17 protein-coding genes are annotated in these 17,342 nt (G+C 38.6%); 2 read left to right on the forward strand and 15 right to left on the reverse strand.

From position 1 onward, the window contains the following. Window positions 1–115: 115 nt before the first annotated feature. The 5 genes from J416_RS09330 to J416_RS15785 form a co-directional block, all read right to left on the reverse strand. Complete coding sequence (locus J416_RS09330) at window positions 116–2,161, reverse strand: beta-galactosidase (protein ID WP_003469369.1); 2,046 nt, start codon at window positions 2,159–2,161, stop codon at window positions 116–118. Window positions 2,162–2,182: 21 nt separating this feature from the next. Then, window positions 2,183–3,016 carry a carbohydrate ABC transporter permease gene (locus J416_RS09335; protein ID WP_003469372.1) on the reverse strand — a complete coding sequence of 278 codons (834 nt, stop codon included), beginning with the start codon at window positions 3,014–3,016 and terminating at the stop codon, window positions 2,183–2,185. 7 nt (window positions 3,017–3,023) lie between these two features. Beyond that, window positions 3,024–3,902, reverse strand: coding sequence for a carbohydrate ABC transporter permease (locus J416_RS09340; protein ID WP_003469374.1), 879 nt, complete (start codon window positions 3,900–3,902; stop codon window positions 3,024–3,026). Window positions 3,903–3,966: 64 nt separating this feature from the next. Continuing rightward, on the reverse strand, window positions 3,967–5,100 hold the full coding sequence (locus tag J416_RS09345; RefSeq protein WP_083875565.1) for an ABC transporter substrate-binding protein: 1,134 nt from the start codon (window positions 5,098–5,100) through the stop codon (window positions 3,967–3,969). 11 nt (window positions 5,101–5,111) lie between these two features. Then, window positions 5,112–5,273 carry a hypothetical protein gene (locus tag J416_RS15785; RefSeq protein WP_156809567.1) on the reverse strand — a complete coding sequence of 54 codons (162 nt, stop codon included), beginning with the start codon at window positions 5,271–5,273 and terminating at the stop codon, window positions 5,112–5,114. A 176-nt stretch (window positions 5,274–5,449) separates the two neighbouring features. On the opposite strand from J416_RS15785, the gene J416_RS09350 reads away from it, so the two are divergent. Continuing rightward, a complete protein-coding gene (locus J416_RS09350; protein ID WP_169331768.1) occupies window positions 5,450–6,682 on the forward strand; it encodes an AraC family transcriptional regulator in 1,233 nt (410 codons plus the stop codon). Window positions 6,683–6,730: 48 nt separating this feature from the next. Here the strand turns inward: J416_RS09350 and J416_RS09355 are convergent, their stop codons facing one another. From J416_RS09355 to J416_RS09390, 8 genes are all read right to left on the reverse strand, one after another. Then, window positions 6,731–8,317 carry a glycosyltransferase family 2 protein gene (locus J416_RS09355; RefSeq protein WP_003469382.1) on the reverse strand — a complete coding sequence of 529 codons (1,587 nt, stop codon included), beginning with the start codon at window positions 8,315–8,317 and terminating at the stop codon, window positions 6,731–6,733. Then, on the reverse strand, window positions 8,305–9,117 hold the full coding sequence (locus J416_RS09360) for a glycosyltransferase family 2 protein (RefSeq protein WP_003469386.1): 813 nt from the start codon (window positions 9,115–9,117) through the stop codon (window positions 8,305–8,307). Before J416_RS09360 ends, J416_RS09355 begins: the two co-directional genes overlap by 13 nt. Window positions 9,118–9,127: 10 nt before the next feature. Beyond that, the gene (locus J416_RS09365; RefSeq protein ID WP_003469388.1) at window positions 9,128–10,174 is read right to left on the reverse strand and encodes a glycosyltransferase family 2 protein; all 1,047 of its coding nucleotides are present in this window, start codon (window positions 10,172–10,174) and stop codon (window positions 9,128–9,130) included. Then, entirely contained in the window at window positions 10,161–11,186 is a 1,026-nt protein-coding gene (locus J416_RS09370; protein WP_003469390.1) for a glycosyltransferase family 4 protein, read from the reverse strand. The genes J416_RS09365 and J416_RS09370 overlap by 14 nt, the downstream gene beginning before the upstream one ends. 180 nt (window positions 11,187–11,366) lie before the next feature. Continuing rightward, window positions 11,367–12,308 (reverse strand): NAD-dependent epimerase/dehydratase family protein, encoded by a 942-nt coding sequence (locus J416_RS09375; protein WP_003469392.1) that lies wholly within the window; start codon window positions 12,306–12,308, stop codon window positions 11,367–11,369. Beyond that, window positions 12,305–12,769, reverse strand: coding sequence for a hypothetical protein (locus J416_RS09380; RefSeq protein ID WP_003469393.1), 465 nt, complete (start codon window positions 12,767–12,769; stop codon window positions 12,305–12,307). The genes J416_RS09375 and J416_RS09380 overlap by 4 nt, the downstream gene beginning before the upstream one ends. Beyond that, window positions 12,762–13,997: a glycosyltransferase family 4 protein gene (locus J416_RS09385; protein WP_003469397.1), complete on the reverse strand. Its 1,236-nt coding sequence runs from the start codon at window positions 13,995–13,997 to the stop codon at window positions 12,762–12,764. Before J416_RS09385 ends, J416_RS09380 begins: the two co-directional genes overlap by 8 nt. Before the next feature lie 99 nt (window positions 13,998–14,096). Beyond that, window positions 14,097–14,423 (reverse strand): DUF4183 domain-containing protein, encoded by a 327-nt coding sequence (locus J416_RS09390; protein WP_003469404.1) that lies wholly within the window; start codon window positions 14,421–14,423, stop codon window positions 14,097–14,099. A 159-nt stretch (window positions 14,424–14,582) separates the two neighbouring features. Here J416_RS09390 and J416_RS09395 point away from each other — a divergent pair, with 159 nt between their 5' ends. Continuing rightward, window positions 14,583–14,948 carry a DUF4183 domain-containing protein gene (locus J416_RS09395; protein ID WP_003469405.1) on the forward strand — a complete coding sequence of 122 codons (366 nt, stop codon included), beginning with the start codon at window positions 14,583–14,585 and terminating at the stop codon, window positions 14,946–14,948. A 58-nt stretch (window positions 14,949–15,006) separates the two neighbouring features. On the opposite strand, the gene J416_RS09400 is transcribed toward J416_RS09395, so the two are convergent. Next, window positions 15,007–15,984, reverse strand: coding sequence for an NAD-dependent epimerase/dehydratase family protein (locus J416_RS09400; protein ID WP_003469408.1), 978 nt, complete (start codon window positions 15,982–15,984; stop codon window positions 15,007–15,009). Continuing rightward, window positions 15,981–17,207: a nucleotide sugar dehydrogenase gene (locus J416_RS09405; RefSeq protein WP_003469411.1), complete on the reverse strand. Its 1,227-nt coding sequence runs from the start codon at window positions 17,205–17,207 to the stop codon at window positions 15,981–15,983. The genes J416_RS09400 and J416_RS09405 overlap by 4 nt, the downstream gene beginning before the upstream one ends. Window positions 17,208–17,342 lie beyond the last annotated feature (135 nt).

The raw sequence follows: 17,342 nt of genomic DNA on the forward strand, positions 1-17,342 counted from the left end.
CCTTTTTCGATACAAACAACCGCTCTCGCTTCACCTGTTTGACTCATATATCCGTTTTCGATGCAAATATCCTATTGTTTTCACTCTGTTTCACTCATTTACACCTTAATACAAGCTACTGTGATTCCAGTACCAATACATCATAAGCTTTCATTATATAATCACCTCGTAAAACTTGTTCTTTTACAATATTAACCATTTTTTGATGGATGGTGATTAACTGGTCGCTCGAGGCAAAATTTAAAAGTATATAAAAGGTTCGGTTTTCTTTCACTCTAATGGCTATTTCTACTTTTTCTGGCAATGACAAAGCATCTGAACGCTGAATATGAAGATCTTGTAACATTTGTTCAGCGATATCATACGAAAATACACCGCCAAAATAATAAGCGTATCCTTGACCGAACTTGCGTTTCGTAGCTGCTGGTTTTCCTCTATAATAGGCATTGTCAAAAGAACCAATCATTTCAACATCGCTATCTTCGAGTGACAACACTTCATTGAATCCTTCCGTTGTAACAGGGTCTCCGTGAAATAAAGAAACAGTCGGACGCTCTTGTAAAGGACTGATCAACGTATATTCTTCTACTGTACTCCCTGTCAGATCAGCCAAATACCCAGGGTGCTTCATCATATACGTTTGACCTGTCAAATCTTTATAACCTGTTCTACAGCCAAAGATTGCCGTGCCACCTTGCTTGACATATTCTGAAAATAAGTTTGCGGTTTCCTTCGTTAAGATAGCAGCATGTGGATAAATCAATACTTGATAGCCGTTCAAATCTTCGACCGTCTTCGCTTGTTCTATATTTAACAGGTCAACCGGAATATGTTGATATTGAAATGCTTTAAACCAAGCTTCCTGACTTTGATCGATAAAGTCCCCATACCAACGATCCACTTCACCATCCCATTCATTTTGATAATCAATAACGATCGCTGCTTTCGCTTGATACGATGAACCAACCAAGGATGAGCCAATCTTCTTGATCTCATGACTGACTTGGTCAATTTCATCAATCCTTCGATTTCTCTGGTTATGATAATCATTGATACCATGCCAATAAATCTCTGAACCTTTTGTTGCGGTTCGCCAGCGGAAATATAGAATCTGATCCGCTCCGTGGGCGATCGATTGATATGTCCATAGTCGCAGTTGTCCCGGTTTCGGTGTCGGCTGTTCAATTCGATTCACCCAACCACCTGGTCCTGCTTGTTGCTCAAAGATGGCAAAGTTTCCGCCAAAACTGCGGACATTACTCAAATTGAAACTCCATTTTCGATCTTGTAAAGGTTTCTTTGAATCATCCGGTATAATCTTATTAAAATTCGGATAAGAATCATACGCATAAAAATCTAATACATTTTGTGTTAACTGATGATTATCTAAATGCTTAAACATCCCATTCGTCGTAATCCACTGTGTATTCGTATGCGAACGAATCACATCTGCCTGTAATTTGGCAAAAGCAATCGCACTATCGGAAAAAAACCTCTTCTCATCCAATGCTTGGTGCGGATTATGTGAATCATTTACGGTTGGCTGTGTTAAATAGACTTGCTCCCAACTTGTGTACGTCTGATTCCAAAATACCGTTCCCCAAGCGTCATTCAACTGATCTAATGTTTGGTATTTTCTTTTCACCCATTGACGAAATTGATGATGATCGGCATCAGAATAAAACACATTAATCTCACAATTTAACTCATTATCAATTTGCCACCCAACAACCGTTGGATGATCCTTGAAATGTGCTGCCATTTGATTAACAATGTTCGCTGATAGCTCTTGATATTTCTCTGAATTATAATTGTAATGCCTTCTAGCCCCATGCTTAAACTGAACACCGGATTGCGACACATTTAATACTTCAGGATATTTCTCCGTTACCCATACCGGTGGCGTAGCTGTTGGTGTCCCCATAATCACTTTCAAATCATACTTCTTGGCGACCTCAATCGCTTCGTCAAATAAAGTAAAATCATAGATTCCTTCTTCTGGTTCAAATATCGTCCACGCAAATTCTCCCATCCGAACATAAGTAAACCCTAATTCTTTCATTCTCTGAAAATCGCTCTCCCACAAATCCTTTGGCCAATGTTCAGGATAATAACAGACTCCTAGCGTGATTTCTTTTTCATTTAACACATCATGTATCATATATTTGCTCCTTTTTATCTCTTATTCTTTGACAGAACCACCTAAAATACCAGAGACAAAATGTTTTTGTAAGATTAAAAACACCACCATGATCGGTACGACGGAAATAGCTGTTCCTAACATTAATTGTCCATAATCAATCGAATTTAGCCCTGCTAATGTAGATAGCGCAACTGGTAATGTGTAATTTTCTTGTGTTGTCATTACAATTAAAGGCCACATAAAATTATTCCATTGGTGTGTAAATAAAAAGATCCCTACCGCAGCTAAAGCTGGCTTCATGGTTGGCAATGCTAATTTAAAGAAAATCGAAATTTCACCTGCACCATCAATCCGCGCCGCTTCAATCATTGAATCGGGTATTCCTTTCATATTTTGCCGAATTAAGAAGATCGCAAATGGATAACAAACTTGTGGCAGTATCACCGCTCGATATGTGTTAATCCAATCCAATGCCGAGAATAATTGAAACAATGGAATAATCGTTGCTTGATATGGAATCATCATCGCTAATAAGAAACTAGCAAAAATAACGCGATTCCCCTTGAAATCATACTTCGCAAAAGCATAACCTGCAGCTGAACAAACGAGTAGACTAGCAAAAACGAATATGACCGCAATGACAATTGAATTGAACAAATTTCGCAAAATCGGGATCGCATCGTGTAAATTTGTCATATTCTCTACCAAATAACTACCTGGCAAGATTGTCGGTGGTGAGCTTAATATTTCCCCAGAAGGATTGGTAGCTCCTACAACCATCCAATAAAATGGACCAATTGAGAAAATAACTCCTACAATTAACAGACCATGTAACAGTACTCTTCGTAACACTGATTGTTGATTGTCCATCATTCGTCCTTCACCACCTTAAATTGTATCCATGATAAAACAGCGATAAATAATACGATAATATAGCAATCGCTGATGCATAGCCAAAGTCAAAGTAATTAAAGCCTTGGTTATATAAATAATACGTAATGGTTAAGGTCGCATTGTTCGGACCACCATTCGTTAAGTTATAAGGCTCATCAAATAATTGGAAGGTTCCAATGGTTGATAAGACGAAAGTGAATAACAATACCGGTTTTAATTGCGGAATCGTTATATGAAAGAATTTTCGTATTTGGCTTGCTCCATCGATACTAGCTGCCTCATATAAATCGTTTGGGATATTTTGCAAACCAGCTAGTAATATGACCATGTTATAACCCGCCCAACGCCACGTGGTGACTAAGATTAATGAAACACGCGCCCAAAAGCTGTTGGTGAGCCATTCCACTTTTTCCAAGCCAATCGATGCTAAGATAAAATTGACTAAACCGTAATCAGTGTTTAACAGTAAGATAAAGATAATTGATGCTGCAACCAATGAAGTTACTGCAGGTGTGAAAAATGACACACGATAAAAGGCTCTAGCTCTTAAAAATTTCACATTCAAAAATACGGCTAATAGTAATGCAATAAACAACATAATCGGTACTTGAACAAATAAAATAATAAACGTATTTCCAAGTGCTTTGTAAAAAATCGGATCGCTAAATAATCGGATATAATTATCTAATCCTGAAAACTGATAAACGCCCTCTACTCTCGTTTGAAAACTTAGAATTAAAGACGCTATAATTGGATAGACCATAAATGCTAAAAATAACAATACAGCTGGGAATAGAAAAAAATATGGTGCCGTTTTCGGTGTAATCCATTTCCGTTTTTCTTTTTTCTCTGCCTGAACAGCCATCGAACCCCCCCTAAAATTGAAAGGAATGAGAGCGAGCCGACGATCAGTCAGCTCGCATCATTTTTTAATTTGTTGTTTCCTTACTCGTCTGTTGCGATGCTCTGTTCTCACCTTCTTCTAGCATGTCTGCTGCCGGTTTATCCTCAAGCATGAATGCTTCGATTTCACTTCCCATAATACTTCTGACTTCGAGTTCTGCCCCATCATGATTAACAGCCGGGATTTCTGGAACGACTTCAGCAAACTTCTGGAAGAAAGGTTCATTATTAAAATACTCTTGATTCTCTGAAAATTCAGGTTCTTCATAGGCCGTTGTTAATGCCGGAAATAAACCTCTATTCTGTAATGCTTTAATTTGTGAATCTACATCAGTAGTAGCAAATTCTGCAAATGCATAGGCCGCAGCTTTATTGTCTGATGAGCTCGGGACACCTAATGCCGAACCACCATTATTCGAAGCTCTTGTTCCGCCTTCTTCCATAGCTGGTAATGGAACCATATCCCATTTACCTGACAATTCTGGCATTTGTTCAATCATCGTCCCACTCCACCATACGGCACCTGGTTGAGTGGCCACTTCTCCGTTTTTCATTGCAGCTACATGACCATCCCAGTTATTTGTAAAAGTAATTAATTCTTCATCTTTTAAGCGCTGTAATACATCAGCCGCTTTCTGACCAGCTTCTGACGTGATATTTAATTTACCTTCCTCATTGAAATAGTAAGAACCTTGTTGCTGCATCATGACCCTTAACAAGTTATCATCATAGCCACCTAATAAGTAATTTCCGGTATGATCGACTACTTTTTTACCAGCTTCAATATAATCATCCCATGTTTTAATACTTGTCGGGTCGACGCCAGCTTCTTTAAATATATCGACACGGTACATCAAACCAACTGGCCCTAAATCTCTTGGCATCGCGATAATATTTCCTTCCGCATCTTTCAAACCTTCCAATTTTGCTTCTGGAAACTTATCAGCATGCTCGTCGTATCCCATTTCTGATAAATTCGTAAAAGCATCTGGAAATTGTTCAGTAAATGAAGCGATCCGGTTATTTTCAATTTGGGTGACATCTGGCAAACCACTTCCACCACTAGAAAAACCAGCACTTAACTTTTGATAAACTTGATCAACTCCACTACTTTCGACGGTAACGTTTACATTTGGATACTTTTCTTTAAAAGCAGGCAGTACATCTTTCTCTAAGTAATTGCTTCAAGCGCCCATGCCCACACAGTAATATCACCGCTAACTTCTTCTGGATCATCAGGCATTGTGACATCTTCTCCACTATTATCAGAACTACAGGCAACCAATAACAAAAACACGAACGAACAAAATAATAATACATAAATTCTTTTCATCTGTAGCACCCCTTTTTGATAATAAAATGACCATACAAACAACTTGATAGATGAAGTTGTTGTTTGAATTATAAATAAATGCTACAATATTTCATATAAGAAAAGTTAGATCTTTGGTATGTATTCATTAAAAATGTATGCGGTTTCAAAAAATACCTTATTGTGTGGTGATCATCATGATGGAAACTCCGCTCACTCAGGAAAAACAAAACGTACTGGAATCGTTACACGACTTGATCCCCGTCCCCTTCACCTTACTCGACCAACAAGGGAACATCTTATATACAACGTTGACGAATCCATCCATTCATCCACTATTCCAATCAGTCGATCATTATATCGATTCTTTGAATAATAGCGTTTCAAGCATTCAAATCATTGAAACCGAGTTTTTTGAAAAAGTGTTAGCTATCCCTTGCAACGAAAATCAATGCTCACTTGGTCAAATATTCATTGGACCAATCGTAAACCCGCAACCCAAAAAACAACAGATCGAATCCATGTTACACGCACAGAAGAAGCGCTATAAACAAGATGTATTAGAAAACTATTACCTTTCGCTGAAATTTATGCACGATCACCAACTCATTCATTTAGGAAACCTGACATATTATCTTTTGTTTGCGAAAACATTGCCGAATGGTCATTCAACGCCGAAGACATCAAATGATCATGTAATGAAAAATAATGATATGTTCATTTCACAGCATGAACCCAATGTGTATCATCATGATCCATTATTAGAACGAAAGGTATATCAATACATAGAAGATGGTGATATCAACCATGTGATTCACTACTGGAAGGAATTTAGTAAGAGAACAGATTTTGAATATGCCATATTATCGAAATCGGATCATTTGCGTAGCGAGAAAAACTTAACAATTGCTATGATTACTTTGGCTACACGCGCTGCCATTAATGGTGGCGTCCATCCAGAAAAAGCTTATTCATTGGGAGATCGATTAATACAAGAACTGGAATCACTGTCTAATGCAAGTCAAATACATTCATTTAAAGAACATGTATTGTATCAATTCACTGAAAAAGTGGCTCACAGTCAGAGACAACAATATTCAAAAAAAATTAGCGAATGTCAGAAATTTATTGTGAAACATTTATTTGATGGTATTTCTATATCGATGGTTGCTCAACATGTCGGAGTAAATCCAAAATATCTTTCGAATATATTTAAACATGAGGTTGGCATCACCCTTAGCGAATATATACAGAAACGAAAAATAGATGAAGCAAAGAAGTTTATAATTTACACCGATGATTCGTTAATTCAAATCGCAAGCATGCTTCATTTCACAGACCAAAGTTATTTTACAAAAATCTTCAAAAAACATACCAATCTAACACCAGCACAATTCAGAAATGCTCATAAAAAATATTCTTATTCATAGATGTGGAAAGGCTATCCCGTTTCATGTTCGCGGGATAGCCTTTCGAACTTATAATCGATTTAATTCTTTTAGTACAATTCTCCCTGTCGGCGCGGTTTCCCATATGGGTTTGTATTCATTACCCCACTCTTGTAACAATTTTTCATAAAATGTCTTACGTAGGTGATTGTAATATTTAATCTTTGCACTCGATCGATTTACATCGTGACGCACATTGTGTAAAAACTCGGGAACATGAACCCATCCAAATCGTGCAACCAGGCGTAATACCATTCGTGCATCTTCGTAGTATCGACCTTTCCATGGATCATCGATAATCCAGCCGCCTACTGCACGAACTGCTGACGTGCGATAACATCTTGGATTTACCATATAACCTAACTTCAAAAGCCAATCATATTTATTCGCAAATGTTGGTTGAATGACTTCTTGCTTTTTCACAAGTTCACCACTGTCATTTTCTCTCCATAAATAATGATTCGCATAGCTGATACCCGCATTTGGTTGAGCAGCTAAACCTTGGACCAATTTCCTAGCTGCATTTGGATCTAGCCAGTCATCACTGTCTAATTGAATAAAATAAGGAGTCTGGATTTGTTTTAGTGCTGTATTTAAAACAGTGGAAATACCACTATTCTTTTTCATCTGATAAAATTGAATCTTGTTGCTTTTTACCTGATCTCTAATAACAGATTCAGATTGGTCAGTTGATTGATCATCAATGATGAGTACTTTTTCTGGTTGCAAGCGTTGATCCAGTGCGCTACGTATCGCCTGAATCACAGTTGGTGCATGATTATAATTTGGAATCACAATTGTATAGCGCAAATCTGGTTTAAACTTATAAGATGGATTTTTTTCAATCGATACTAAATACTTGTTCCCGTTAATATCTTGCCAGTTGGCAACATACTCTTCTCCCCATTCACGAAGTAGCTGGTTGTACAAGTCATAGCGGTATTTGACACGCATCGGTTTGGTTTGTTCAAACTTTTGCATATTTGCGGCATATTTACGTCGATGGTATAAAAATTGATCCATCCATATGAGCGGATATTGTCTTGCCAAACGAAAAGCAATTTGAACATCATCGACGATCATATCTCCCTCGTTTTGCGCGAGCCAACCGCCAACATGTTTCAGCTTCGCCGTCCAAAAGAAACGTGGGACCATCGCCATGTTAATCTTTTTCATTAAATCATACTCATCTTGATAAGGTTCTAGCCTCACTTCTTCTCTTTTCACAAATTGGTCTTGTTCATCATAATAATAAGCATAGTGGTTAGCATAGATTAATCCTGCGTCAGGTCGCTGCTTCGCCTGATGCACCATGGTTTGAAGTGTACTTTCCTCAAACCAGTCATCGGCGTCAAGTTGGATCAAGTAAGGCGTCTTTACCTTCGTTAACGCATAATTAAGCACGCGGGCCTGACGTAAATTTCTTCGAAGTTGGAGAAACGTTATTTTTTTGTGGGGTAAATAGGATCTCACGATTTCAGCTGATCGGTCAGTAGATGCATCATCAATAATTAATAGGTGCCAGTTTTTATACGTTTGTCTGAATACACTTTCAATAGCGCTATTCACAAACTTTTCTTTGTTATATAATGTGAGCACAACAGTTACTTCAGCCATATTCGTCTCACACCCTTTCTTTTTGGAATCAACTGAACGGATTGCCAAAGATCACTCGAACCTACCATCTCCAACCGATATTGATCACCCCAACGTATCAGTGCTTTTTCACTTTCCATTTTTCGAATTTGGTTATAAATCGTGGCATTTTGATCCAAGCTTAAATTCGTTTGATGATAACGAAAGTGGTAAAGGTCTCGATCAATATAATGAAACGTATACTCATCGAGTAGTTGTAATAACATACGACGGTCTTCCATATACCGACCACCTGTTAGTGAATCGATGTTCCACCCGCCTACAGCTTTGACAGCACTCGTACGATAAAATCTTGGTTGTACCATCGGATCATAAGTGACAAAATCGTATCGGTCTAGAAATTGATGATGTCGTTGCACTTTGTTTAGCTGGAGTGAACCATTTGCTTCATGCCAATGCATTGTATTTGCATAACATAACCCAACGTGATCGGAAACGCATTTCATTTCATTCAACATGACTTCAATCGTCTCGGGCTCGATCCAATCATCACCATCTACTTGAAGAAAAAATGGTGTATCAATTACCCGGAGTGCCGTGTTTAACACATCGCAAATACCGGTATTTGTCCTTTTCTCGATAATCGTTGTTTTGGATGATGGTGCATGTGCTTTCACAAATTCTAATGATCGGTCAGTAGACGCATCATCAACCACTAACAACTTCCAATTCGAGGTGGTCTGCCTGCGTAATGACGCAATTGTCTCAGCAACGTATTGCGCTTTGTTAAACAACGGTAGCACAACAGTTACATCAGCCATCCGTACCACCTCACGTTCCTGGTCCGGTTCCCGGTGCAGTTCCTGGACCGGTATTCGGTGCTGTGCCTAAAGGGTTTACGTCTCGATTCGGTTGAGAAGTAGAAGTGGAGGGAGTTGTTTGATTGTTTACCGGTTTCGTATTGGTTGAAGGTTGTGGTGTTGGTACTTGCTCGACAATCGGTGGCGTATTTTTGCGAATCGCCCCATCGGTCTTCCTTATGAGATAATCCAATTTCTTCCACCCTTTTCCGAACGTGGTTATCTTCGGCTCATATTCATCTCCCCAACGTTTCAAAGAATTGCGTATTGTCCATTCTTCGGTTTCTGCATATTTGTCAATTTGATTGGTATGATTATTTGGATGTCGACGATGCATATAAAGCATTTGATCCAACCAATAGAACCGGTATTTTTCAATTAAGCGATGCAATACACGCTTGTCCTCCAAATATCTACCTTCGTGTGGATCATCTGTCGGCCATCCTCCAACACTTTTCAAAGCATCTGTCCGATAAAAACGCGGCCAAACAGACGTATTTGCTAACATAAAATCATACTTATCTTTAAATAGACGCCCTTTGTACACTTCAGTCATTAAACGATTGCCGTTTGCATCTTCGTGAATAATTTGGATATTCCCTGAAATGACGGCAACATCAGCTGTCTGCTTGCGAGCTGCATGCATTAATACTTCTAATGTGTGTGGATAAAACCAGTCATCACTATCCAACTGAATCAGATAAGGGGTCTGAATTTGTTGTAGACCTTGATTCATGGCCTTAGATTGTCCCATGTTTTTTTCCAATTGAATCAGGCGAACACGCTGATCATTCAAGAATGGTTGAATGGCTTCACGGTACGGTTCTGTACTCCCATCATCGACTAATAATAACTCCCAATTCTCATACGTCTGATCAAACACTGTCTCAATAGCTTCTTTTATAAATTGTCGATTCGGATTGTAAAAGGGCATTAATACTGTCACTTTGTAGTCGTTTCGCACATTACTCCCCTCCCTGTTTTGAAACTTCTTCCACAAACGTTTAATTGATTCCATTCTCCTTCACTCCTTTACATTGATACATAAAATCAAACCATTCTTTAGCAATTTTATCTGGAAATGCCTTTGCGCTTTCCTTTCGAGCAGCTTTGCTAAGTCTCCTTCGTTTTTTTGGATGTTGAATGAATTCTTGAAGTGCTTGCTTATATTGATCGAGTGATTCATCTGTCCACACGAGACAATCGGGATCATCACCAGATGGTTTCCAGCTCACACCATCTAGTAACATTTGTGAACGCGCTATCTCTGGAAAGACTGAACGATTCGGTGCGATCACTGGTATTTCACAAGCCATTACTTCTTTGACATGAGTTGCACCTGTTTCCCATTTACTACCGGAGACGTATGCACTCCAAGTACGAATGATATCGGCAATCTGATGGTGTGGGACTTGATACTTCACTTCAATATTTTCTAGTGAATCAGGAATCCACTTTAGCGCATAATCTGGCTTATTTCCGAAAATCATGACAAAATGAACATCAGGGAACGCTTTCGCCAAATAAGGGATGACTTCCGCTCCTTTTGTTGAAGGGTCTGGTGCGTCATTACCAATCCACCCTACAGTAAGTTCTTTTGCCTTACTCCCTGGATAAAAAATTTCTGGGTCAACCATGTTGGGAATGATTTTGATCAGATCTTTTGGATAATGAGGCCACCCTTTTAATAATAATTCTTTATGAAATTGGGAATAAACAACGAGTGGTACTGGTTTTATCCAATTTTTTTCAGTACGAATATTGGGGCCTAAGCTGTAGTACTCACCTGCATTTGCTAAATCCCAGTAATTAAAAAAATAGTGGTTCCACCAACCTGGTTCTTCTCTGGATACAAGTTTTACTCGATCAGCATCATATAATGGCTTCTGATTTGGGTTTGGTGAAAAAGCGAGATCAATATCTTTTGGACAAAGGCGGGACAACCATTTCGCCCGCATACTCGCTTCTATGACTGGTCCTCTTGCGTCTGGTATTTGAAAATAATCCATGATAAATCGAAATTTAAACAATTCTTCCTCCCACCTTTCTTTTCGGTATACAGTACTATATGGTGAAAGTGAAAACTTGTATAGTATACGTGAAAGAGGACAAAAATGGATTTTAAAAAGAAGCGATAACGAAGAAACAGAGGGTATGTAAGCAAGTAGCATATATAAGTCCTTTATGCTACCTACTTTTAGCATTTACTTTTATAGCTTTTTTGAAGTCTCAGGTACAGTTTGTCGTCGAAAATAGTCATACGTTCTAGATAATCCATCTTTGATTGAAATCATCGGTTCCCACGATAATTCATTGAAAGCTTTTTGGTTATCAAGACAACTGTTTTTCACTTCTCCAGATCGTGCGCCTTTATAAATTACTTCTACTTGTTGCTGATGAATCTGTTCCAATTGGTCAACTAACTGACGAACCGAAGTTGCTTCATTTGTACCAATCTGTATCGTTTGATTGGTTCCTTTTCGAAGAGAAGCGATATTGGCATCGACCACATCATTCACATAAACAAAATCTCTTGTTTGCTCACCATCTCCATAAATATAAACGGGTTGATCCGCTATTATGCGATCGTTAAAAATGGCGACAACGCCTCCTTCACCGGTTGATGGTTGTCGTGGTCCGTACACATTCCCGTATCGGAGAATTGTATAAGATAAGCCATATAAACGGTGAAACTGCTTAATATACATTTCTGCAGCGTGTTTTGATAAACCGTAATAAGAAATCGGACACACGCTTTCTGCTTCTGTGATCGGCAATTGAGTGGCTTCACCATAGACTGCTGATGAAGAAGCAAAAATGAACTTCTTAACACGATATTGACAACTTGCTTCTAATAATCGAATCGTTGCGATAATATTGACCATAGCATCTTGATCAGGGCGAGCAACAGAAGTGGTTATATCGACTTGTGCCGCTAAATGAAACACAATATCGGGTCGTATTTTTTGAAAAAGGGGTGCAAGATTATCAGTGACAATATCTATTTCATGGATGATTGCATTCGGATGAACATGATTTATATTTCCCGCTTGAAAATGATCAAACACATGCACTTCATGCCCTACATCAATCAGCCGATCAACGAGGTGTGAACCGATAAAACCAGCCCCTCCAGTGACGATCACATTCATCGATTCCCCTCCTTTACTTGCATGACAGTTTGGTGTGAGAGTAAAGGAGTGGGAAATTGATAATTGACAGGTACTTTGTCGCGAATCGTTTGTGCGATGTGATCGGTAGAGACGACTTCTTCATTTTCTTTTGGAAGTCTTTCGGGCTTCTTGTTTCTTGGGATTAAGCGGTAAGCTGCGATTCGTTCAATCGTTTGCAATGAAGTTTGATTCGGTATTCGATAATGTCTTGGTAATCGATTGGTGATTCGTTCAAACATTTGTTGATTCATATAAATGTGGGGTTCCATCTGATCTCGTTGAAATAAACGACGATACGATTCTTGAGGTATCGCAGAAAAATGGTCATCATCTTCTAGAAAAGGACCTGTCGGTGACGCCTCTTCTTTCGAAAAAAAATGACGCACCTTCCAAAAAGTAAACAGAAACCACAATTTTATATTTTCCATCAGATTACGCATACGGCTCACCTTGCTTTTTCGCTTCGATTTGATCTAAATAAATTTTCATAAGGTTGCGCATCCCTTTTTCAATCGACCAGTGTGACATTCCCCACTTCTTCGCATTTGATCCTAATTTTTTGCGATATTTTTTGTTGGATAATAAGAGATCAATATTTTTATATAAATTCCACGCATCTTCTGGTGGGGTGAGAATCCCTGTGACACCATGTTCAATAATCTCAGGAATACCACCCACTTCACTTGCAATCACTGGTTTACCAGCGACTTGAGCTTCAATGACCGATAGCGGCTGATTTTCAATTAATGTCGGTAATACAAATAAATCAGCCATTGATACAATACCAGGGACATCTTGTCGTCTACCTAAGAAAATCACTTCTTGTTCTAGACCAAGTTCTCTTGTTAATTGCCGTAAATTCTCTTCTTCTTCACCAGTTCCAACAATCCAACACACCCAGTCTTGTCGTTTCTTCTTTAATTCTTTCAACGCTTCGATTAAATAATTGACCCCTTTTAATTCGACGAGACGTCCGGTAAATAAAATTAATTGCTTTTCTTTCGGTTTGGTAATATTCGGTTTCTTTTTCAATCGTTTTATAAATTTCTCTGTATTAAATCCGTAATGCAAGATTTCTAATTGTTCTTCTGGCACTTGAAATTCTTCAGTCAGGATATTTTTCATCCAGTTATTAGCAACAATGGTATGATCAGCTGTCGTTGCACCTAGTTTTTCGACTTCATCATAATACGCTCTAGCAATGTCTGAGGTATCCGATTTGTGCACCGTTTTTAATTGACGACGGATTTCATGTGCTACTGAGCCATGTAATGTAGCAATCTGCGGGGTGTTAGCTGGTTTAATCCGATTGATCGATAACGTAGAAATTACGTCTTGCGTGTGAATCAAATCATATTTTTCCAGTCCGAAGTAAGCCACACTTAATTCATACACATACCGTTGAAATTCGGTCCATTTCACGAGAAAATTGGAAAACATATCAGGATAATTATCTTCATTCACATTTGCATTAATAAGTGGAATGACTTTTTCCCGAGGTAACACACGATTTTCTGTATATAGCTGAACCGAAATGTTTTCTTCATCATAGCCAATAATATCGACGTCATGTCCATACTCGGTTAATTTCTCATGAAGCTGCTTCATATACGTCCAAACGCCACCAACATGAGGTAGTGGCCAATAGGTAGCTAATAATATCTTCATGCACATCTCTCCTATTTTTAGATCATCTACCTTAACTATATTGAACAAAAGCGGAATTGGTGTAGGCTGATAACGTATAACTGAAGGATATAGGCAAACTTATCTTACTTTTACCATTTGTAAGATAATCGGTACATTCTTTTCTGGTACATCATCCGTAAGAAAGACGAGCTTTCCTTGTGCCACTGTATAATGCGTAGATGGCTGTAACATACCATTGACAAATAAGAGCATATAAGATACTTCCTCTACATCGAATAGCTCGATCGATTCAGATAAATGATGGTCTTCTGCGTCATATTCTCGCTTCTCGCCGTCTGAGGTGGTTACAAACGTGAGAATCTCGACGTTTTTCGGAAGTTTCATATGTTTCATTGTTGGTGTAGAGATGGTTGGTAGGGACAAATATGGCTGCGATTTCTTCATTCTTCGTCACACCTTCCTCATCGTCTTCTTTCTAAATATAGTATATTTGTAGATTAAAATTCGGTGAGGGAAGTGCCTATTTTTTATGGAACATTTCCCTAGAAGGCGGGCAGTTGCATATGTTGTAATAGATCGCAATCAATCGAGGAGGAAAACAAAATGGGCTTAAAAATTATCAAACCAACTTATGAAATGGGTTCAAAAGTTGTCACTGCACCTGTTGTGACACGTTTTTTTCATCAAACATTAGAAGAAAAGCAGGCGGGAGATACAATAAAGGTTGATGTAAGTGACTTCTTAGATGATACAGGGGAAACACCTGATGAATTGCCAGAATTAAATATGAGCAACAGTTATTTCAATGTATATATCAATGGTATGTTGCAAATGGAGGATAATTTCGCATATACCGCTGGAGAAGCGGGAATTGGCAACTTACTAATTACCTTGCCAGAAGAATCGCATATTGCGAGTGGCACTCCGATTATACTCGAAGTGATTAATTACGAACCGGTCGTAGAATAATATGGAGGGTTGATTTGATAAAGGGCTGTCCCGTGATGCGGAAACAGCCCTTTATCAATTACTGCGAGATTTTTATACGTTTTTGATACCATTGGATGGTTTCAAGTAATCCTTCGCTTAACGAATAGCGTGGGGAATAATGCAATAATTCTCGCGCCTTATCAATAGACGGTAGGCGAGATGGGATATCTTCATAGCCTTCACCATATGCAATTTCATATGGAACATACAAATAGTCGGAATCGCTACCCGTTAAAGCGATAATTTTTTCGGCAAGTTGTTGAATCGTTAGATGTTCGGTTCCACCAATATTGATTGCTTCACCATTGACACGGTCTTCCATCGCTTGTTCTAACCCGCGAACAACATCTCCTATATAACCGAACGTTCGCAGTTGGGTCCCGTCGCCATGAATGGGTAAGTCTTCTCCTTTCAAAGCTTTTGTAATAAAAATCGGCACCACACCACCATAATCAGAGTTGGTCTGTCTTGGTCCATAAGCATTAAAAAAGCGCACAATGGTAACAGGCAATCCTTTCTTCGCATACCCGAAACATAGATGTTCATCTAATGCTTTTGCTGTCGCATAGCACCAGCGATGAATCGAAGGATCACCAAGAATACGATCAGAATCTTCACGATATGGTAACTCTGGATTTCTACCATAAATTTCAGAGGTTGAAGCAAAAATGACTTTTTTCTGATATTGATAGGCTAATTCTAGGATTAACTTCGTCCCATCTACATTTCCTTCAATCACTTTTAACGGATCATCCACTGTATTTTTTACACCAAGCACGGCTGCCAGATGATATACGAGATCATGCGTTTCCATAAGATTTTCCATGAGTTCTTTGTTTAAGATATCACCTACGATGAGTTGAAAGGATTCGTTCATTTTGGCCAATTGTAAATAGTCTGTAGATCCATTCGACAAATTATCAACCGCTGTTACTCTATATCCTTTATCCAATAGATGATCAATAAGGTGTGAACCAATAAACCCTGCCCCACCGGTCACTAATATTCGTTTCATGACTGATCTCCCCCTTGCTTGAGATAAAGCTGTTCTGGGAGAATCAAATGATCGCTGATGGTTTCAAATAATGAAATGGGGAGGTTCGTATGTGCCGTTAAGATCACAGTGACTACATAATCTTGCTTTTTTAATTCTTCTTCTGTCATTGATTGATAATGTTTCACAGTGGGTACAAAAGGATCATAATAATCAAATCGAACACCATCATCTTCTAATTTTTCTAACACTTTTACTGCACTCGATTCTCGTACGTCAGCAATGTCTGGTTTATATGACATACCGACAATTAACACGCGATCTGCCTGATTTGTAACATAGCGTTGTATTTTCTTTGCGATATATGCTGGCACTTCTTGATTGGTTTGTTCGGATACTTCGATATACGACGGGTTATGTTGATGTTTCTCTGCTTGATACGCTAAATAATGAGGGTCAATTGGTATACAATGGCCACCAATGCCCGGACCTGGGTAATACTTTGTGAATCCATATGGTTTGGTCGCTGCTGCTTCAATAACCTCATTCACATCTAAATTCATCTTTTCACATAACATCGCAAAATCATTGATAAACGATATATTGACAAAACGTTGCGTGTTTTCTAATATTTTTGTCATTTCAGCTGCACGCGTCGATGATACTGGATGAACCGTGTCAAAAACGTACTCATAAAGTGTAGTCGCCTTTTCCAAACAGGCTTGCGTTGTTCCGCCAACAACTTTAGGAATCGTATAAGCCGGGACATTGCTACCTGGATTTATTCGTTCCGGTGAATAAGCAAGGAAGACGTCTTTGCCCACTTGCCAACGTGATGCCTTAAGTTTGGGGAGTAACACCTCTTCGGTCGTCCCTGGATACGTCGTACTTTCTAAACAAAGCAATTGATTTTCTGAGATATGTGGCATTAATTGATCAAATGCTGATTCTACAAACGATAAATCTGGTTCATTTTTCTCCTTCAGTGGCGTTGGCACACAAATAATGACTGCATCCACTCCTGTTATCGCTTCTGGCTTTGTCGTTAAATGAAATTGTTTCGCTTCTATCATCCGTTGTAAAAAAGCTTCATCAACATCAGGATTTTGTGAACGACTTTCTTTTATTTGTTCAATTCGACTTACATTTATATCGATGCCATAAACAGTAAAATCATTTTGAAGAAAAAGTTCGGCTAGCGGAAGTCCAACATAACCGAGCCCAATAATCGCAATGGATTTCATAAAACTCCTCCTTTTACATTACCTGATAAACTAATGTATGAAGGAGCTTTTTTTCGGTATGGACGAATGAAAGGGGACAAATAAATATGTGTGCTTATCATATAACAATGAAAAAGTTGAGAATAAATTGCTGAA

Origin of the sequence: Gracilibacillus halophilus YIM-C55.5, assembly GCF_000359605.1 — a bacterium.
In the GTDB taxonomy this organism is placed as follows: domain Bacteria; phylum Bacillota; class Bacilli; order Bacillales; family Amphibacillaceae; genus Gracilibacillus; species Gracilibacillus halophilus.